This window comes from Pseudomonadota bacterium (assembly GCA_016195085.1).
In the GTDB taxonomy this organism is placed as follows: Bacteria; Pseudomonadota; Alphaproteobacteria; order SHVZ01; family SHVZ01; genus JACQAG01.
Genome location: JACQAG010000055.1, coordinates 69108 through 82725, shown reverse-complemented (window position 1 = coordinate 82725; position 13618 = coordinate 69108). Strand labels below are relative to the sequence as shown.

13 protein-coding genes are annotated in these 13618 nt (G+C 67.1%); 7 read left to right on the top strand and 6 right to left on the bottom strand.

All coding sequences use genetic code 11. The features are described from left to right. Positions 1-5: 5 nt before the first annotated feature. From HY058_16410 to hpnC, 4 genes are all read right to left on the bottom strand, one after another. Positions 6-884: a GNAT family N-acetyltransferase gene (locus HY058_16410; protein MBI3498882.1), complete on the bottom strand. Its 879-nt coding sequence runs from the start codon at positions 882-884 to the stop codon at positions 6-8. Between the two features lie 117 nt (positions 885-1001). Next, complete coding sequence (locus HY058_16405; protein ID MBI3498881.1) at positions 1002-1604, bottom strand: urate hydroxylase PuuD; 603 nt, start codon at positions 1602-1604, stop codon at positions 1002-1004. Positions 1605-1755: 151 nt separating this feature from the next. Continuing rightward, on the bottom strand, positions 1756-3018 hold the full coding sequence (locus HY058_16400; GenBank protein ID MBI3498880.1) for an FAD-dependent oxidoreductase: 1263 nt from the start codon (positions 3016-3018) through the stop codon (positions 1756-1758). A 226-nt stretch (positions 3019-3244) separates the two neighbouring features. After that, the gene (gene hpnC / locus HY058_16395; GenBank protein MBI3498879.1) at positions 3245-4129 is read right to left on the bottom strand and encodes a squalene synthase HpnC; all 885 of its coding nucleotides are present in this window, start codon (positions 4127-4129) and stop codon (positions 3245-3247) included. Positions 4130-4253: 124 nt separating this feature from the next. Between hpnC and HY058_16390 the strand changes: the two genes are divergently transcribed. The 4 genes from HY058_16390 (at position 4254) to HY058_16375 (ending at position 6850) form a co-directional block, all read left to right on the top strand. Further along, complete coding sequence (locus HY058_16390) at positions 4254-5105, top strand: squalene/phytoene synthase family protein (protein MBI3498878.1); 852 nt, start codon at positions 4254-4256, stop codon at positions 5103-5105. A gap of 40 nt (positions 5106-5145) precedes the next feature. Continuing rightward, on the top strand, positions 5146-5673 hold the full coding sequence (locus HY058_16385) for a PAS domain-containing protein (protein MBI3498877.1): 528 nt from the start codon (positions 5146-5148) through the stop codon (positions 5671-5673). A gap of 97 nt (positions 5674-5770) precedes the next feature. Continuing rightward, positions 5771-6292 carry a PAS domain-containing protein gene (locus HY058_16380; protein ID MBI3498876.1) on the top strand — a complete coding sequence of 174 codons (522 nt, stop codon included), beginning with the start codon at positions 5771-5773 and terminating at the stop codon, positions 6290-6292. 36 nt (positions 6293-6328) lie between these two features. Beyond that, positions 6329-6850: a PAS domain-containing protein gene (locus HY058_16375; protein MBI3498875.1), complete on the top strand. Its 522-nt coding sequence runs from the start codon at positions 6329-6331 to the stop codon at positions 6848-6850. A gap of 3 nt (positions 6851-6853) precedes the next feature. Here the strand turns inward: HY058_16375 and trmFO are convergent, their stop codons facing one another. After that, positions 6854-8203, bottom strand: coding sequence for a methylenetetrahydrofolate--tRNA-(uracil(54)-C(5))-methyltransferase (FADH(2)-oxidizing) TrmFO (trmFO, locus tag HY058_16370; GenBank protein ID MBI3498874.1), 1350 nt, complete (start codon positions 8201-8203; stop codon positions 6854-6856). Positions 8204-8378: 175 nt separating this feature from the next. Here trmFO and HY058_16365 point away from each other — a divergent pair, with 175 nt between their 5' ends. Both HY058_16365 and HY058_16360 read left to right on the top strand, forming a co-directional pair. Beyond that, positions 8379-9305, top strand: a complete 927-nt coding sequence (locus HY058_16365; protein MBI3498873.1) for a lyase — start codon at positions 8379-8381, stop codon at positions 9303-9305. Then, positions 9302-9697, top strand: a complete 396-nt coding sequence (locus tag HY058_16360) for a c-type cytochrome (GenBank protein MBI3498872.1) — start codon at positions 9302-9304, stop codon at positions 9695-9697. The genes HY058_16365 and HY058_16360 overlap by 4 nt, the downstream gene beginning before the upstream one ends. 283 nt (positions 9698-9980) lie before the next feature. Here HY058_16360 and uvrA read toward each other — a convergent pair whose 3' ends face one another. Continuing rightward, positions 9981-12833 (bottom strand): excinuclease ABC subunit UvrA, encoded by a 2853-nt coding sequence (uvrA, locus tag HY058_16355; GenBank protein ID MBI3498871.1) that lies wholly within the window; start codon positions 12831-12833, stop codon positions 9981-9983. Between the two features lie 276 nt (positions 12834-13109). Here uvrA and ssb point away from each other — a divergent pair, with 276 nt between their 5' ends. Next, a complete protein-coding gene (gene ssb, locus HY058_16350) occupies positions 13110-13610 on the top strand; it encodes a single-stranded DNA-binding protein (protein MBI3498870.1) in 501 nt (166 codons plus the stop codon). The last annotated feature ends 8 nt before the right edge of the window (positions 13611-13618 follow it).

Here is a 13618-nt window from a genome sequence, read left to right as displayed (position 1 = left end):
CAGGCTCACGTTTGCGCCAAATCCGGAAATCGGAACGCGGCGGTCGACAGGAACTCGAGACCGCGAACGAACAACGGCGAGTCCGTTTCCTCCGCCTCCAGGACCCGCGCCGTTGGCCACCAGTCGTCCGGGCCGAAGCGGAATTCCACTTCGCTCACCGGACGGTGGATCAGGTGTGGCAGGGCCAAGGTCAGGTCGAATGGCCGTGTCGCAATCAAATCATGGAGGACGAGCCGCTCATGGTCAACACTTGCAATCAGGGCTGCATCGAGCCCGTCGAACCAGAACACCGATTTCGGCTTATGGGTTAGGTGCCAGAGCACAGTCGAATAATAGTTGCGCGCCGAAAACGTCCTTCCGACGGCGCCGGCCCGCGCGCAGAGCTGAGCCAGTCGCGTGCGGTCCGGAGCCATGGCGAGGTCGATCGTCGGAGCTGGATTTGCGGCAGCTTCGATCCGCTCGGTCGCCACGAAGCGTTTCTGCATGATCCGTCTGAAGCCGAAGCGCGGATAGAAATCGAGGACCGATCGATTGGCAAAGAGGATGGTCGGCTGCTTCGTGGCATCGCCGTCGCTCAAGGCCTGGCTCAGCACGAGCCGCGAGAGGCCGCGGCCGCGATGGTCCGATCTTGTCGCCACCGCTCCCAATTGAAACCCCTCGCGCTCCGCGCCGTCGATGACGAAATGCATGCGCTGCCGGCCCACGGTGCTGAGGATTTGGCCGTCCCTCTCGATCGCAAAGATCTCATAGCCGGCATCCCAGCCGTCGCGTTCGGCCCATGTCTTGAAAGTGCCCCCCGGCGCGAATGCCTGCGCCATGAACTCGAAGAAGCAGCCATGCCAGCCGACGTCGCCGTGGCGGATGCGCAGAGAATTCTGGCCCATTGGCGGTTCCCAAATGCGGCGCGCGTTCCAATCCGGATCACGACGGCCTCAAGACACCCACACGCAAAAGAAAAGGGGCCGAGCGGCCCCTTTTCCCATCTCGGATGATCGCCGGTATCAGGGCAAGCCGTAGATGTTCTGGGCGCTCACCATGGCGTAGAGCATCGGCACGGACAACACGGTGTTGAGCCGCGAGGTCAGCATCGCCAAGCGCGCCGCCTTCTTCTTGTCGTCTGCCGACGCCTCGACCATGCCCAAGGCCTTCTGCTGGTTCGGCCAGATGATGAACCAGACATTGAAGGCCATGATCAGGCCGAGCCACATGCCGATGCCAAGCGCGGTGTGGCCCCTGATGCTGTCGGCGGTCAGGCCGAAGCTGAGCGTCTGCACGAGGAAGCCGTTGAGCCATGCCAGGATGAGCCCGGTGACGACCGTCGCGGCCGCCGCCCAGCGGAACCAGAAGAGTGCCGCCGGCGCGATCACCTTGGAGACCGCCGGCTTCTGCTCGTCGGGAATCTTCGGCATCGAGGGGATCTGCACGAAGTTGAAGTACCAGAGCAGTCCGATCCACATGACGCCGCTCAGCACGTGCAGCCAGCGGATGAAGAAGGCGAGATAGGTGGCATCCCAAGGGACGCCGACCAAAGCCCAATAGATGATCGCCGCCAGCACGAAACCGGCGATCACGGCGTTGCGTAGGTTTTCGAGTATGGAAGCCATGGTCGCGGCCTCATGCGTTGGGGGTTCTTTAGAGCCGGGCATTATAGCCCAAACCTTAGCGTGTTCAATGCGCTAGCGACGCGAGCGCGAATCGGTCGCAATTGCCGTCGGGCCGGCCGGGCATACCGCGGCATGCCTCCGATCGCCGGGTTCAGGGGCGATGCGCGAGCCAGACCGAGGCGGCGGTTTCGCCGGACCGGATGGCGCCGTCGATGGTGGCCGGAAGCCCGGTGTCGGTCCAATCGCCGGCGAGCATGACATTGCGGAGCCCGGTGACCGGCCCCGGGCGCCGGCGCAGCTGCTCGGGCGTCTGCGCAAAAGTGGCACGGCGCTCCTTGATGATGCGGCTCGCCGGCGGCGGCGCGTGCACGATCCCGAGCGCGCGGGCGACATCGCTCCACAGATGTTCGGCGCTGGTTTCGGCTGACTCCTGCACCAAATCGTCGGCGGCGCTGACCGTCACCGACACCACGTCCCCGCGCTGGAACAGCCACTGCGCGCTGCCGCCGACGAGCCCGAGGAACGGCAATCCGCCCGGCAAGACCGCTGGCCGCTCAAGGCGGAAATGCGCGTTGACGATGGCGCGGCTCTCATTGGGGACGAGGGTGAGCCCGGGAACCAGGCTCGCGGCCGTTGCCGGGGGCACGGCCAAGACCACGCCGTCGCCCGGCGCCAGCTCGATGCGCCGTCCCTCGAAGACCAGCGCCCGCGCCCGCCCGTCCCCGCTCTCGATCGCCTTCAGCCGGCTCGCGAACTCCACTGGCGAACCGGCTTCCGCCAGCGCCGCCACCGCCGGATCGACGAAGGCGGCGCCGATGCCGCTCCGCGCGATGTGGGGCCTCGAGGCGCGCTCGCCGGCAAGGAAGGTTCTGAGCAAGGTGCGGCCCATGAGGCGGGCCGAGGCCTCCTTGGGATCGGTGTTGAGCACGGCGGCGCAGAAGGGCTGCCACAACCTCTCGAAGGTCGGATGGTCCCCTCCCAGCACCTGGCCGACGGTCGCCTCGGGCGAAGCCCAGAGCAGCTTGGCTCCGGCCAGATGCTGCCAGGGGCTGCAATCGGGGGTGCGGCGTTCCCGGCTCAACAGCCACCACGGCAAGGGCCCGGCATTCGGCCGGAGGTTCCAGAGCGCGCCGGTCGCCAGGTCGAGCATGGGGAAGCGGGCAGGGGCGACTTCGAGCATCTGCCCGCTGGCGCCGAGCCGATCGAGATAGGCAAGCGCCGCGCGGTTGGCGCCCAAGACCAGATGCGCGCCATTGTCGATCGAGCGATCCAGCACCGGGTCGTGGTAGGTCCGGCACCGTCCGCCGGCGCGGGTGCCGGCTTCGTAGAGCCTGACCGAGAGCCCGGCGCGGCCGGCATGGAGGGCGGCGGCGAGCCCGGCCAGTCCGGCGCCGACGACATGCAACGTGGTCACGGTCTAGTACCGGCCATCGCAAATAGGCGATGCGCGGAACCGGACCCTCACCCACCCGCGCTAGGCGCGGGTCCCCCCTCTCCCGCCCAGGGAGGGTCGGGGAGGGGGTGCGCCGCACCCCCTCCCAAATCCCACCCCCGGCGGGAGAGGGTGCCGAGCGTCAGCGAGGCGGGTGAGGGTCGGTATGCGCAGTGTTGGCGAGCCACGGTAGAGCGTCTTTGCCGGCTCATCGCCAGGATAGGAGGGAGGCGACGCCGGTTGCGGTGGCGATGAGATAGTCCCAGGCCCCCAGCCTGACGCGCCGGACCAAGGGATCGCGGCGGCGCAGCCGCTGGCTGAGCCGGCGGGCGATGGCAAGCGTGATAGCGGATTGCAGTGCCAGGCGCCGACTGGCAAGAGCGCGCGGCAACGGATCGGCGGCGATGAGGAGCTCGTCCACCCGGTCGAGGGTCCGATCGAGCACGCGGCGCAAGGCCGGGCTCGTCGCCCGCTCCGCCAGCGCCGAAACCGTGATGCCCTCCGCCGCGAACCACAGGGTGGGCAGATACACCCGGTCGAGCGCGGCATGGTCGTCGCGGCAATCCTGCAGGTGATTGATCACCTGCAAGGCGTTGCACAGCGCGTCGGCGGCCGGCCAGATCGAGCGGCTCTCGCGGTGGAGGTCGAGGAGATAGCGGCCGACGGGTGCCGCCGAATAGGCACAATAGAGCAGCAGATCGCTCCAGGCGTGGTAGCGCTGCTTGGTCGCGTCCTGGCGGAACGCCTGCAAGAGATGATGGGCGTGCGCGGAGCTGACGCCGGTCTCCGCCAGGCTCCGCCGGAGCTGGGCCGCCTCAGGCGGCTCGCTCCTGGTGTCATCGTCCAGCGCCTTGGCGAAGGCCTCCAGGCGCGCCAGCTTCGCCTCGGGGGCCAGCACCGCATGGTCGGCGACATCGTCGGCGGCGCGGGCGAAGGTGTAGAAGGCGAGCACATGGCGCCGCTCGGCCGGCGCAATGATGCGCGAGGCCACGGGAAAATTCTCCGTCGCCTGGGACTTGCCCGACGCGGTGTCGGTCCAGGAGGCATTGGCCGGCTTCTGGGCCGGGGCTCTGGAGTCCAGATCGCCGCTCATGCGCGCATGGCTCGGGGCATTTTGGGGCACCGGTCTCCTATATAGGAGCCGGCCGGTGCCGTCACGACGCTTATACAGTAGGCTCACGATCGGCAATTTACAGGCGCCTGGGCGGATTTTCTGGATGGCCGAGCACGGGAACTTGGATGCGGCCGGTCGTCTGGTGCGCCGCTACGACCGCGACCGCTACCTCGCCAGCCTGTTTGCGCCGACGGCCGAGCGCCAGGCGCTGTTTGCCCTCTATGCCTTCAATGTCGAGGTCGCCAAGACCCGCGAGGTCGTGCGCGAGCCGATGCTGGGCGGCATTCGCCTGCAATGGTGGCGCGAGGCGATCGAGGAGATCTATGCCGGGCGGCCGCCGCGCCAGCACGAGGTGATCTTGCCGCTGGCCCAGGCGATCCGTCGTCATGGTCTACCCGCTGAGGCCTTCTATCGCCTGCTCGATGCCCGCGAGCAGGATCTCGAGGCGGAGCCGCCGGCGGATCTCGTGGCCTTGCGCGCCTATGCCGAAGGCACGTCCAGCAGCCTCGTGGGGTTGGCGCTCACCGTGCTGGGCGCCGGCGAGGCCGCCGCGTTGGAGATCGCGCGCCAGGTCGGCATCGCTTATGCGCTCGTCGGCCTGTTGCGGGCCGTGCCCTTCCACGCCCGCGCCCAGCGCCTGTATCTTCCTCGTGTAATGCTCGAAGAGTTTAGCGTCAACACACAGCAATTGTTCGATTTAAAGCCTTCTAACGGCTTACCTGAATTAACCCGGCGCTTGGCCGAGGAGGCGCGTTCGCTGCTGGCCGAAGCCCGGGCGCAGCACCGGGCGATCCCACGGGCTGCCGTCCCAGCCTTGCTACCGGCGGTGGCGACCGATCTCTATCTCCGCCGGCTCGCACGGGTCGGTCACGACGTCTTCCATCCAAGCCTCGCCGAAAGCCCCCCCTCCGCCCTATGGCGGATGGGGTGGCGCGCCTTGCGCGGGCGGTTTTAATCCGTGTAAGGCTAACACTCTCCCGTATGCAAAGGTGCCGATGCCGGCCGCGCCCACGATTACCATTGCCGACGCGAAACTGCAGCAACTCCTGGATTATTGGCGCAGCAAGCGCCGGGGCACCGCTCTGCCCCGGCGCGATGCGATCGATCCCGTGGAGATTCCGCGGCTGCTGCCGCATCTCATGCTGAGCGAGCCCATCGATGGTGGTGCCGATTTCCGCTACCGGCTGGTCGGCACCGCCGTGGTCGAGGCCGCCGGCATGGACTTCACCGGCAAGAGCCAGAACGAGCTGCTGCCGCCGACCCCCTACCGGGACTATGTGCAAGGGCTCAACCGCCTCGTCATGCGCGAGCGGCGACCGCTCTATGCCGAGAGCAGCTATCGCTCGCACCGATTGTCGGACCGCTGGACCTTCCGGTTGATCTTGCCGCTGGCGACCGACGGCGAGGCGGTCGGAATGATGCTCGCCGGCCAGGTCTTCGGCGCGCGGGCCAATCTTCCGGCGCCGCCGCCGGTGGCCGAGAGCGCCGACTTCGAAGCGGGAGCCTACCTCGTCCTCGACTAACCCCGAGAATTCATCGACGCGCGGGGATGCCTTGCCGGCCCGGATTTGAACCGTGTATGGCTAGGACAACACGGTATTTTCAACCCTACGGACACACGTGGCACCGATTCAGTGGAAGCTTCCGGAGACGCTGCAGTCGCTTCATGACTATTGGCGTGCCAAGCGCATCGGTGCGGCCCTACCGCCAAGCGGGACCATCGCAGTGGCCGAGCTGCCTCAGCTCGCGGCAGATCTGATGCTGCTCGAGCCGATCGCGGCCGGCGATGATTTCCGCTACCGGGTGATGGGCGAGGCGGTCATCCAGGCGACCGGGATCGATTGCACCGGCCGCCGCATGCGCGAGGTCTTGAAGCCCGGCCCCTATCTCGACTACCTCCTCGGCCTCAACCGCGAGGTCTTGCATGAAAAGCGGCCGCTCTACTCGGAGAGCAGCTTCCGCGCCGAGCGCCTGTCCAACCGCTGGACGTGCCGGCTGATCCTGCCGCTGGCGGGCGAGGGCGAGGCCGTCGGGATGATCATGGCGGCCCAGGTCTTCGGCGGCTTGAGCCCATCCACGCCGGCGCCGCCGTTCTCCGAGAGCGCCGAATTCGAAGAGGGCGTGCGGGTGCTGCTGGATTAGGATCGCTCGCAACCGGTTTTGGCGAAGGATCACGCCTTGTCCGCGATTCAGTGGAAGCTGCCGGAGACCTTGCAGCTCCTCTACGACTATTGGCAGAGCAAACGCCGAAGCGGAGCGCTGCCGCGCTATGCGGACATCGACGTAGCGGAAATTCCGTTGGTGCTGCCGCATCTGGTGCTGATCGAGCCGATCGGGAACGGCGGGGATTTCCGCTATCTCTATTCCGGGTCGACGCTCATCGACGCGGTCGGCGTCGACAACACGGGCAGGCTCATGAGCGAGGGCCTGCCGGCCGGCCCCTATCTCGACTATCTTCTCGGCATCCACCGCGAGGTCTTGACCGAGGGCCGGCCGCTCTTCGCCGAAAGCAGCTTTCGCGGACCGCTTCTGTCCGACCGCTGGACATCGCGGCTCATCCTGCCGACGACCGGAGCCGGCACGGCCGTGGGAATGCTGGTGCTGGCGCAGCTCGTCAGCCAGCGCAGCGCGGATTCTGCGGCACGGCCCTACGGGCAAAGCGCCGATTTCGAGGAAGGCGTGCGGGTGCTGCTGGAGTAGACGCTACTCGGCCGCCGCCTGCAGCCGGCCGCGCCAGGCATCGATGTCGGCCAGCGCGCGGCGGCTGAGGGCACGCTTGCGCTCGCGGCCGCGCTCGGCGCCGGGGATCGGCGGGAACAATCCGAAATTGACGTTCATCGGTTGGAAGGTCTCGATCGCCGCGCCGCCGGTCAGATGCCCGAGAAGCGCGCCCAGCGCGGTGGTGGGCGGCGGCGGCAACCGAGTCTGGCTCTGCCTCTCCGCCGCCGCGAAACGACCGGCGATGAGGCCGATCGCGGCACTCTCCACATAGCCCTCGACACCGGTGATCTGCCCGGCGAAGCGAAGCCGCGGCATCACCTTCAGCCTGAGCTCGGGATCGAGCAGCTTGGGCGCGTTCAGAAAGGTGTTGCGGTGGAGCCCGCCGAGCCGCGCGAACTCCGCCTGGCCGAGGCCGGGGATCATGCGCAGCACGCGGGCCTGCTCGGCATGCTTCAGCTTGGTCTGGAAGCCGACGAGGTTGTAGAGGGTGCCCAGGGCATTGTCCTGACGCAGCTGGACCACGGCATGAGGTCTGCGGCCGGTACGGGGATCGGTCAGGCCGACCGGCTTCATCGGGCCATAGCGCAAGGTGTCGGGCCCACGCTCGGCCATCACCTCGATCGGCAGGCAGCCTTCGAAATAGGGCGTGTCCTTCTCCCACTCCTTGAACTCGGTCTTCTCGGCTGCGAGCAGAACTTCGATGAAGCTCTGATACTCAGCCTTGTCCAAGGGACAGTTGATGTAGTCCGACCCGGTGCCGGCCGGTCCTGCCTTGTCGTAGCGGGATTGGAACCAGGCGATCGAGGTATCGACCGACTCCCGGTAGACGATGGGCGCGATGGCATCGAAGAAGGCAAGTGCCGTCTCGCCGGTCAGGCCGGCAATCGCGGCTGCCAGAGCGGGCGAGGTCAAGGGCCCGGTGGCGATGATGACGCTCGACCAATCCGCGGGCGGCAGACCCGCCACCTCGCTCCGCTCCAGCCGGATCAGGGGCTGGTTCCCGATCGCCTGCTCGACGCCGGCGGAGAAGCCGTGGCGATCGACCGCGAGCGCGCCGCCGGCGGGCACGCTGTTGCGGTCGGCCGCGGCCATGATGAGAGAGCCGAGGCGTCGCATCTCCTCATGCAGCACGCCGACGGCGTTGTATTCGACGTCGTCGGAGCGAAAGGAATTGGAGCACACCAACTCCGCCAGCCCGTCGGTCACATGGGCTTCGGTCCGGCGCAGGGGCCGCATCTCGTGCAGCACGACAGGAACCCCGGCCGTGGCGATCTGCCAGGCGGCCTCCGAGCCGGCAAGGCCGCCGCCGATGACATGGATGGGTTCGGACATCACCCTTCACATGGCAGCAACCCCGGCCGCTCGCAAGCGGTACCGCGATGGGGCCGCACAACGCAGGATGGCGGGTGGGTCGCCGTGGTATAGACTATCAGCCCCGCAAAGGAGGCCGAAGATGCGCGCACCGATTGCGATCGCTGTCCTTCTGGCCGCGCTGGCGCCGGCCACCCTGAATTCGGCTTGGGCCGCCGAGGTCGAAGCCAGGGAGTATCCGCTCCCGCCCCGCACCTATGTCCATGACGTGGCGCCCAGCCCGGAGCCGGGCGGTCCGGTCTGGTATACCGCCCAGCGCGACGGCGCCTTGGGCAAGCTCGATCCGGCCACCGGCAAGACCGAGCACATCGCCTTGGGCAAGGGCTCGGCGCCGCACGGGGTCATCATCGGCCCGGACGGGGCGCCATGGGTCACCGATGGCGGTCAGAACGCCATCGTCCGCGTCGATCCGAAGACCAACGAGGTCAAGGTCTGGCGCCTGCCGGCCGGCAGCCGGGAGGCCAATCTCAACACCGCGGCCTTCGACCATCAGGGCCGGATCTGGTTCACCGGGCAGAACGGCATCTATGGCCGCCTCGATCCGAAGACCGGCGCCATGCAGGTTTGGGAGGCGCCCAAAGGCTTCGGCCCTTACGGCATCACCGTCACGCCCAAGGGCGAGGTCTACTTCGCCTCGCTCGCCGGCAGCTATGTCGGCCGCCTCGACCTCGAGACCGGCGCCGCCGAGGTGCTGGAGCCGCCGACGCAAGAGCAGGGTGCCCGCCGGGTGTGGTCGGACTCCAAGGGCGGGGTCTGGGTCAGCGAGTGGAACGCCGGCAATCTCAGCCGCTACGACACCCTGACCAAGCAATGGAAGACCTACAAGCTTCCGGGCGACAAGGAGCACGCCTATGCCGTCTATGTGGACGACCACGACGTCGTCTGGGTGAGCGACTGGGGTGCCAACGCCATTCTGCGCTTCGATCCGTCGACCGAGCAGTTCCAGGCCATTCCGAGCACGCGCTCGGGCGCCAATGTGCGGCAGATCCATGGCCGCTCCGGCGAGGTCTGGGTGCCGGAATCCGGCCAAGGCCGCATCGTGCTCCTGCGCACGGGCGAGTGAGGGCGGCCTTCGGAATCGGCGTCGCCGCTTGCCTGGCCGCGACGCTCATCGCCTGGGATGGAGTGGCGGAAAGCGCGCCCGAGCGCGGCCGCGAGCTCTTCCAGCGCTGCGCCGCCTGCCATTCCCTCGATGCCCGGCCGAAGCGGATGCCGGGACCGAGCCTCAGGGGAGTCATCGGGCGGTCGGCGGGCACGCTCTCCGGCTTCGATTTCTCCCAGGCTATGATCGAAGCGGGTCGCGACCGCCGCCTCGTCTGGAGCGAGGCGACGATGGCGGAGTATCTCGACGACACCGATGCCTATGTGCCCGGCACCGCCATGGGATATCTGCGCATCGCCGAGCCTGAGGATCGCCAGGCGCTGATCGCGTATTTGAAGGCGAATGGCGGGTAGGGGCCGAGCGTCGTGCGCGGCGATGCCCCCACCCTAGCCCTCCCCCACCTGGCGGTGGAGGAGGGGACAAGAGCGCATGCGCTTCCGACTCCCTCCTTCGCCGCAGGCGGGGGAGGGTTGGGGTGGGGGCAGCTTCCCGTTCACGCCCTGTCCCGCTGTCCCAGGGCCGGGCATGCGTGGGGAGGGACAGGCTTGGACTGCACCCCTTGGGTGAGACACGGCATTAGGGACAGGTTGCGATGTCTTTCCGACGGCCGCCGCCGGCAGAGCTGGGAGGCTTCGCCTACGCCCGCTTCGCCCTTCGCTCGGGCAGGCGCACATAGGGGGCGAGGTATTGGCCGGTGTAGCTGGCCTTGACCCGGGCCACGTCTTCGGGCGTACCTTCGGCGACGATGCGGCCGCCGCCATCGCCGCCTTCGGGCCCGAGATCGATGATCCAGTCGGCGGTCTTGATGACCTCGAGATTGTGCTCGATCACCAAGACCGTGTTGCCCTGCTCGACCAGCGCATGCAGCACGTCCAGGAGCTTGCGGACGTCGTCGAAATGCAAGCCGGTGGTGGGCTCGTCCAGGATGTAGAGAGTCTTGCCGGTGGCCCGCCGCGCCAGCTCCTTCGCCAGCTTGACCCGCTGCGCCTCGCCGCCCGACAACGTGGTCGCGGGCTGGCCTACATGGATGTAGCCCAAGCCCACCCGCTCCAAGGTCACCAGCTTATCGCGGATCGACGGCACGGCGCGGAAGAACGCAGCGGCCTCCTCGACCGTCATGTCGAGGACGTCGGCGATCGACTTTTCCTTGAACTTCACCTCGAGGGTTTCGCGGTTGTAGCGCTTGCCCTTGCAGACGTCGCATTGGACGTAGACGTCCGGCAGGAAATGCATCTCGATCTTGATGACGCCGTCGCCCTGGCAGGCCTCGCAGCGCCCGCCCTTGACGTTGAAGGAGAAACGCCCGGGGGCATAGCCGCGGGCACTTGACTCCGGCAATCCGGCGTACCAGTCGCGGATCGGCGTGAAGGCGCCGGTGTATGTGGCAGGATTGGAGCGGGGCGTGCGTCCGATCGGCGACTGGTCGATATCGACGATCTTGTCGATGAACTCCGCGCCTTCGATGCGCTCATGCGGGGCCGCCTGCTCGCGGGCGCCGTTGAGCTTGCGGGCGAGCGCCTTGTAAAGGGTCTCGATCACCAAGGTCGATTTGCCGCCGCCGGAAACCCCGGTCACGCAAACGAAGGCGCCCAAGGGAAAGCCGACGGAGAGGGTCTGCAGGTTGTTGCCGCCGGCGCCGACCACCTTGATCTGCTGGCCCTTGTGGCCGGCGCGGCGGCGGGCGGGGAGCGGGATCTGCTCCATGCCCGTCAAGTACTTGCCGGTGAGGCTGGCCGGGCTCTGCATGACTTCTTTGGGCGTGCCCGAGGCCACCACATGGCCGCCATGCACGCCCGCACCGGGGCCCATGTCGATGAGATAGTCGGCGCTGCGGATCGCCTCCTCGTCATGCTCGACGACGATGACGGTGTTGCCGAGGTCGCGGAGCCGCTTCAAGGTCTCGAGCAGCCTGGCGTTGTCGCGCTGGTGCAAGCCGATGGACGGTTCGTCCAGGACATAGAGGACGCCGGTTAGGCCCGAGCCGATCTGGGAAGCGAGCCGGATGCGCTGGCTCTCGCCGCCCGACAGCGTCGCCGACGCCCGCGACAGGGTCAGATATTCGAGCCCGACATTGACGAGAAAGCCCAAGCGCTCGTTGATTTCCTTCAAGATGCGCTCGGCAATCTCGCGCTGTTTCGCCGTCAGCGCCTTCGGCAGCTCCTTGAACCAGCGTTGGGCATCGCTGATCGACATCTCGACGGTTTCGGAGATGTGCTTGCCGCCGACCTTGACCGCGAGCGCCTCCGGCTTCAGGCGATGGCCGTGGCAGGCCTCGCATTGGCTCACCGCCTGGTAGCGCGACAGCTCCTCGCGGACCCAGGAGCTGTCCGTCTCCTTCCAGCGCCGCTCCAAATTGGGGATGATGCCCTCGAAGGGCTTCGAGGTGGTGTAGCTCCTGAGCCCGTCGTTGTAGGTCATGGCGACGACCTCGTCGCCCGAGCCATAGAGGATGGCGCGCTTCGCCCGCTCCGGCAGCTCGCCGAACGGCTTCTTCAGCGAGACCTTGTAGTGCTTGGCCAGGCTGTCGAGGGTCTGGGCGTAATACTGCGAGGAGGAATTGGCCCAGGGCTGGACCGCACCCTCGGCCAGGCTGAGCCGCTCATCCGGCACCACCAGGTCGGAATCGAAATACATCTTGGTGCCGAGCCCGTCGCAGGCCGGGCAGGCGCCATAGGGGTTGTTGAAGGAGAACAGCCGGGGCTCGATCTCGTCGATGGTGAAGCCCGAGACCGGACAGGCGAACTTGGCCGAGAAGGTGGTGCGCTCGCCATTGTCGGCATTCTCGGCGAAGACCAGACCCTCGCCCAGGGCCAGCGCCGTCTCCACCGAATCGGCCAGGCGATTGCCGAGATCCGGGCGGACCACGAGGCGGTCCACCACCACCTCGATGTCATGCTTCAGCTTCTTGTTGAGGGCAGGGGCCTCGGCGATCTCGTAGAGCTTGCCGTCGACCTTGACCCGCTGGAAGCCGCGCTTCTGCAGGTCGGAAAGTTCCTTGCGATACTCGCCCTTGCGGCCGCGGACGATCGGGGCCAGGAGATAGAGCCGGGCTCCCTCGCGCATGGCGAGGATGCGGTCGACCATCTGCGAGACCGTCTGGCTCTCGATCGGCAACCCGGTCGCCGGACTGTAAGGCACGCCCACGCGCGCATAGAGCAGGCGGAGATAGTCGTAGATCTCGGTGACGGTGCCGACGGTGGAGCGCGGATTCTTCGAAGTGGTCTTCTGCTCGATCGAGATCGCCGGCGACAGGCCCTCGATCAGGTCGACATCCGGCTTGCCCATGAGCTCGAGGAATTGCCTGGCATAGGCCGAGAGGCTTTCGACATAGCGCCGCTGGCCTTCGGCATAGATCGTGTCGAAGGCCAGCGAGGACTTGCCCGAGCCCGACAGCCCGGTGATCACCACCAGGCTGTCGCGCGGCAAGTCCACATCGATGTTTTTCAGATTGTGCTCGCGCGCGCCGCGAACGCGGATGCTCGAAGTCATCGGGCTTAGACCGCCGAAATGTGCCGAACTGGGTTCACTGGAACGGGTTGAATATAGGGTGCCCCGGTGGCGGAGGCGACTCCTGATAGATCGATTGCCGGGTAAGCCGGTTTTCCCTTAGCAGCCTTCAGGTTTTTGCCGCCCCCGCACCGGTGAGGCGGGTTCCGATCGCCAAAATCGGACCGCGGCGGAATCGATTCTGGATAGGGCGTGGGGCTTGCGTGTAGAGTCCGCCAGTCTGTCATCAGGGATGCGGCAACAAGGGATAGCGGCGCCATGGCTGGTAGCGTCAACAAGGTGATACTCGTCGGCAATCTCGGACGCGACCCCGAGGTGCGCCACACCCAGGACGGCAAGAAGATCGTCAACATGTCGCTCGCCACCTCGGAGAGCTGGCGTGATCGCGGAACCGGCGAGCGCAAGGAGCGCACCGAGTGGCATCGGGTGGTGATCTTCAACGAGAACCTCGCCGACGTCGCCGAGAAATATCTGCGCAAGGGCTCCAAGATCTATATCGAGGGTCAGCTGCAAACCCGCAAATGGCAGGATCAGCAATCCGGTCAGGACCGCTACACGACCGAAGTGGTGCTGCAGCGCTATCGCGGCGAGCTCACCATGCTGGATGGCCGCGGTGACACCGGCGGCTCGGGCGGCGATTTCGGCGGCGAGCCGTCCTCCGGATCGGGCTCCGGATCGGGCTCCGGCTCCGGGACGGGCGGTGCTCAGGGCGGGCGCGGCGGCGGCAAATCCGACCTCGACGACGAAATTCCATTCTGAAAACGGCA

Bases quoted from the DNA above. Each gene is read 5' to 3' on its own strand.
- HY058_16410 (MBI3498882.1), bottom strand. From the start codon at position 884: ATGGGCCAGAATTCTCTGCGCATCCGCCACGGCGACGTCGGCTGGCAT.
- trmFO (MBI3498874.1), bottom strand. From the start codon at position 8,203: ATGTCCGAACCCATCCATGTCATCGGCGGCGGCCTTGCCGGCTCGGAG.
- HY058_16390 (MBI3498878.1), top strand. From the start codon at position 4,254: ATGGCCGAGCACGGGAACTTGGATGCGGCCGGTCGTCTGGTGCGCCGC.
- HY058_16405 (MBI3498881.1), bottom strand. From the start codon at position 1,604: ATGGCTTCCATACTCGAAAACCTACGCAACGCCGTGATCGCCGGTTTC.
- ssb (MBI3498870.1), top strand. From the start codon at position 13,110: ATGGCTGGTAGCGTCAACAAGGTGATACTCGTCGGCAATCTCGGACGC.
- uvrA (MBI3498871.1), bottom strand. From the start codon at position 12,833: ATGACTTCGAGCATCCGCGTTCGCGGCGCGCGCGAGCACAATCTGAAA.
- hpnC (MBI3498879.1), bottom strand. From the start codon at position 4,129: ATGAGCGGCGATCTGGACTCCAGAGCCCCGGCCCAGAAGCCGGCCAAT.
- HY058_16385 (MBI3498877.1), top strand. From the start codon at position 5,146: ATGCCGGCCGCGCCCACGATTACCATTGCCGACGCGAAACTGCAGCAA.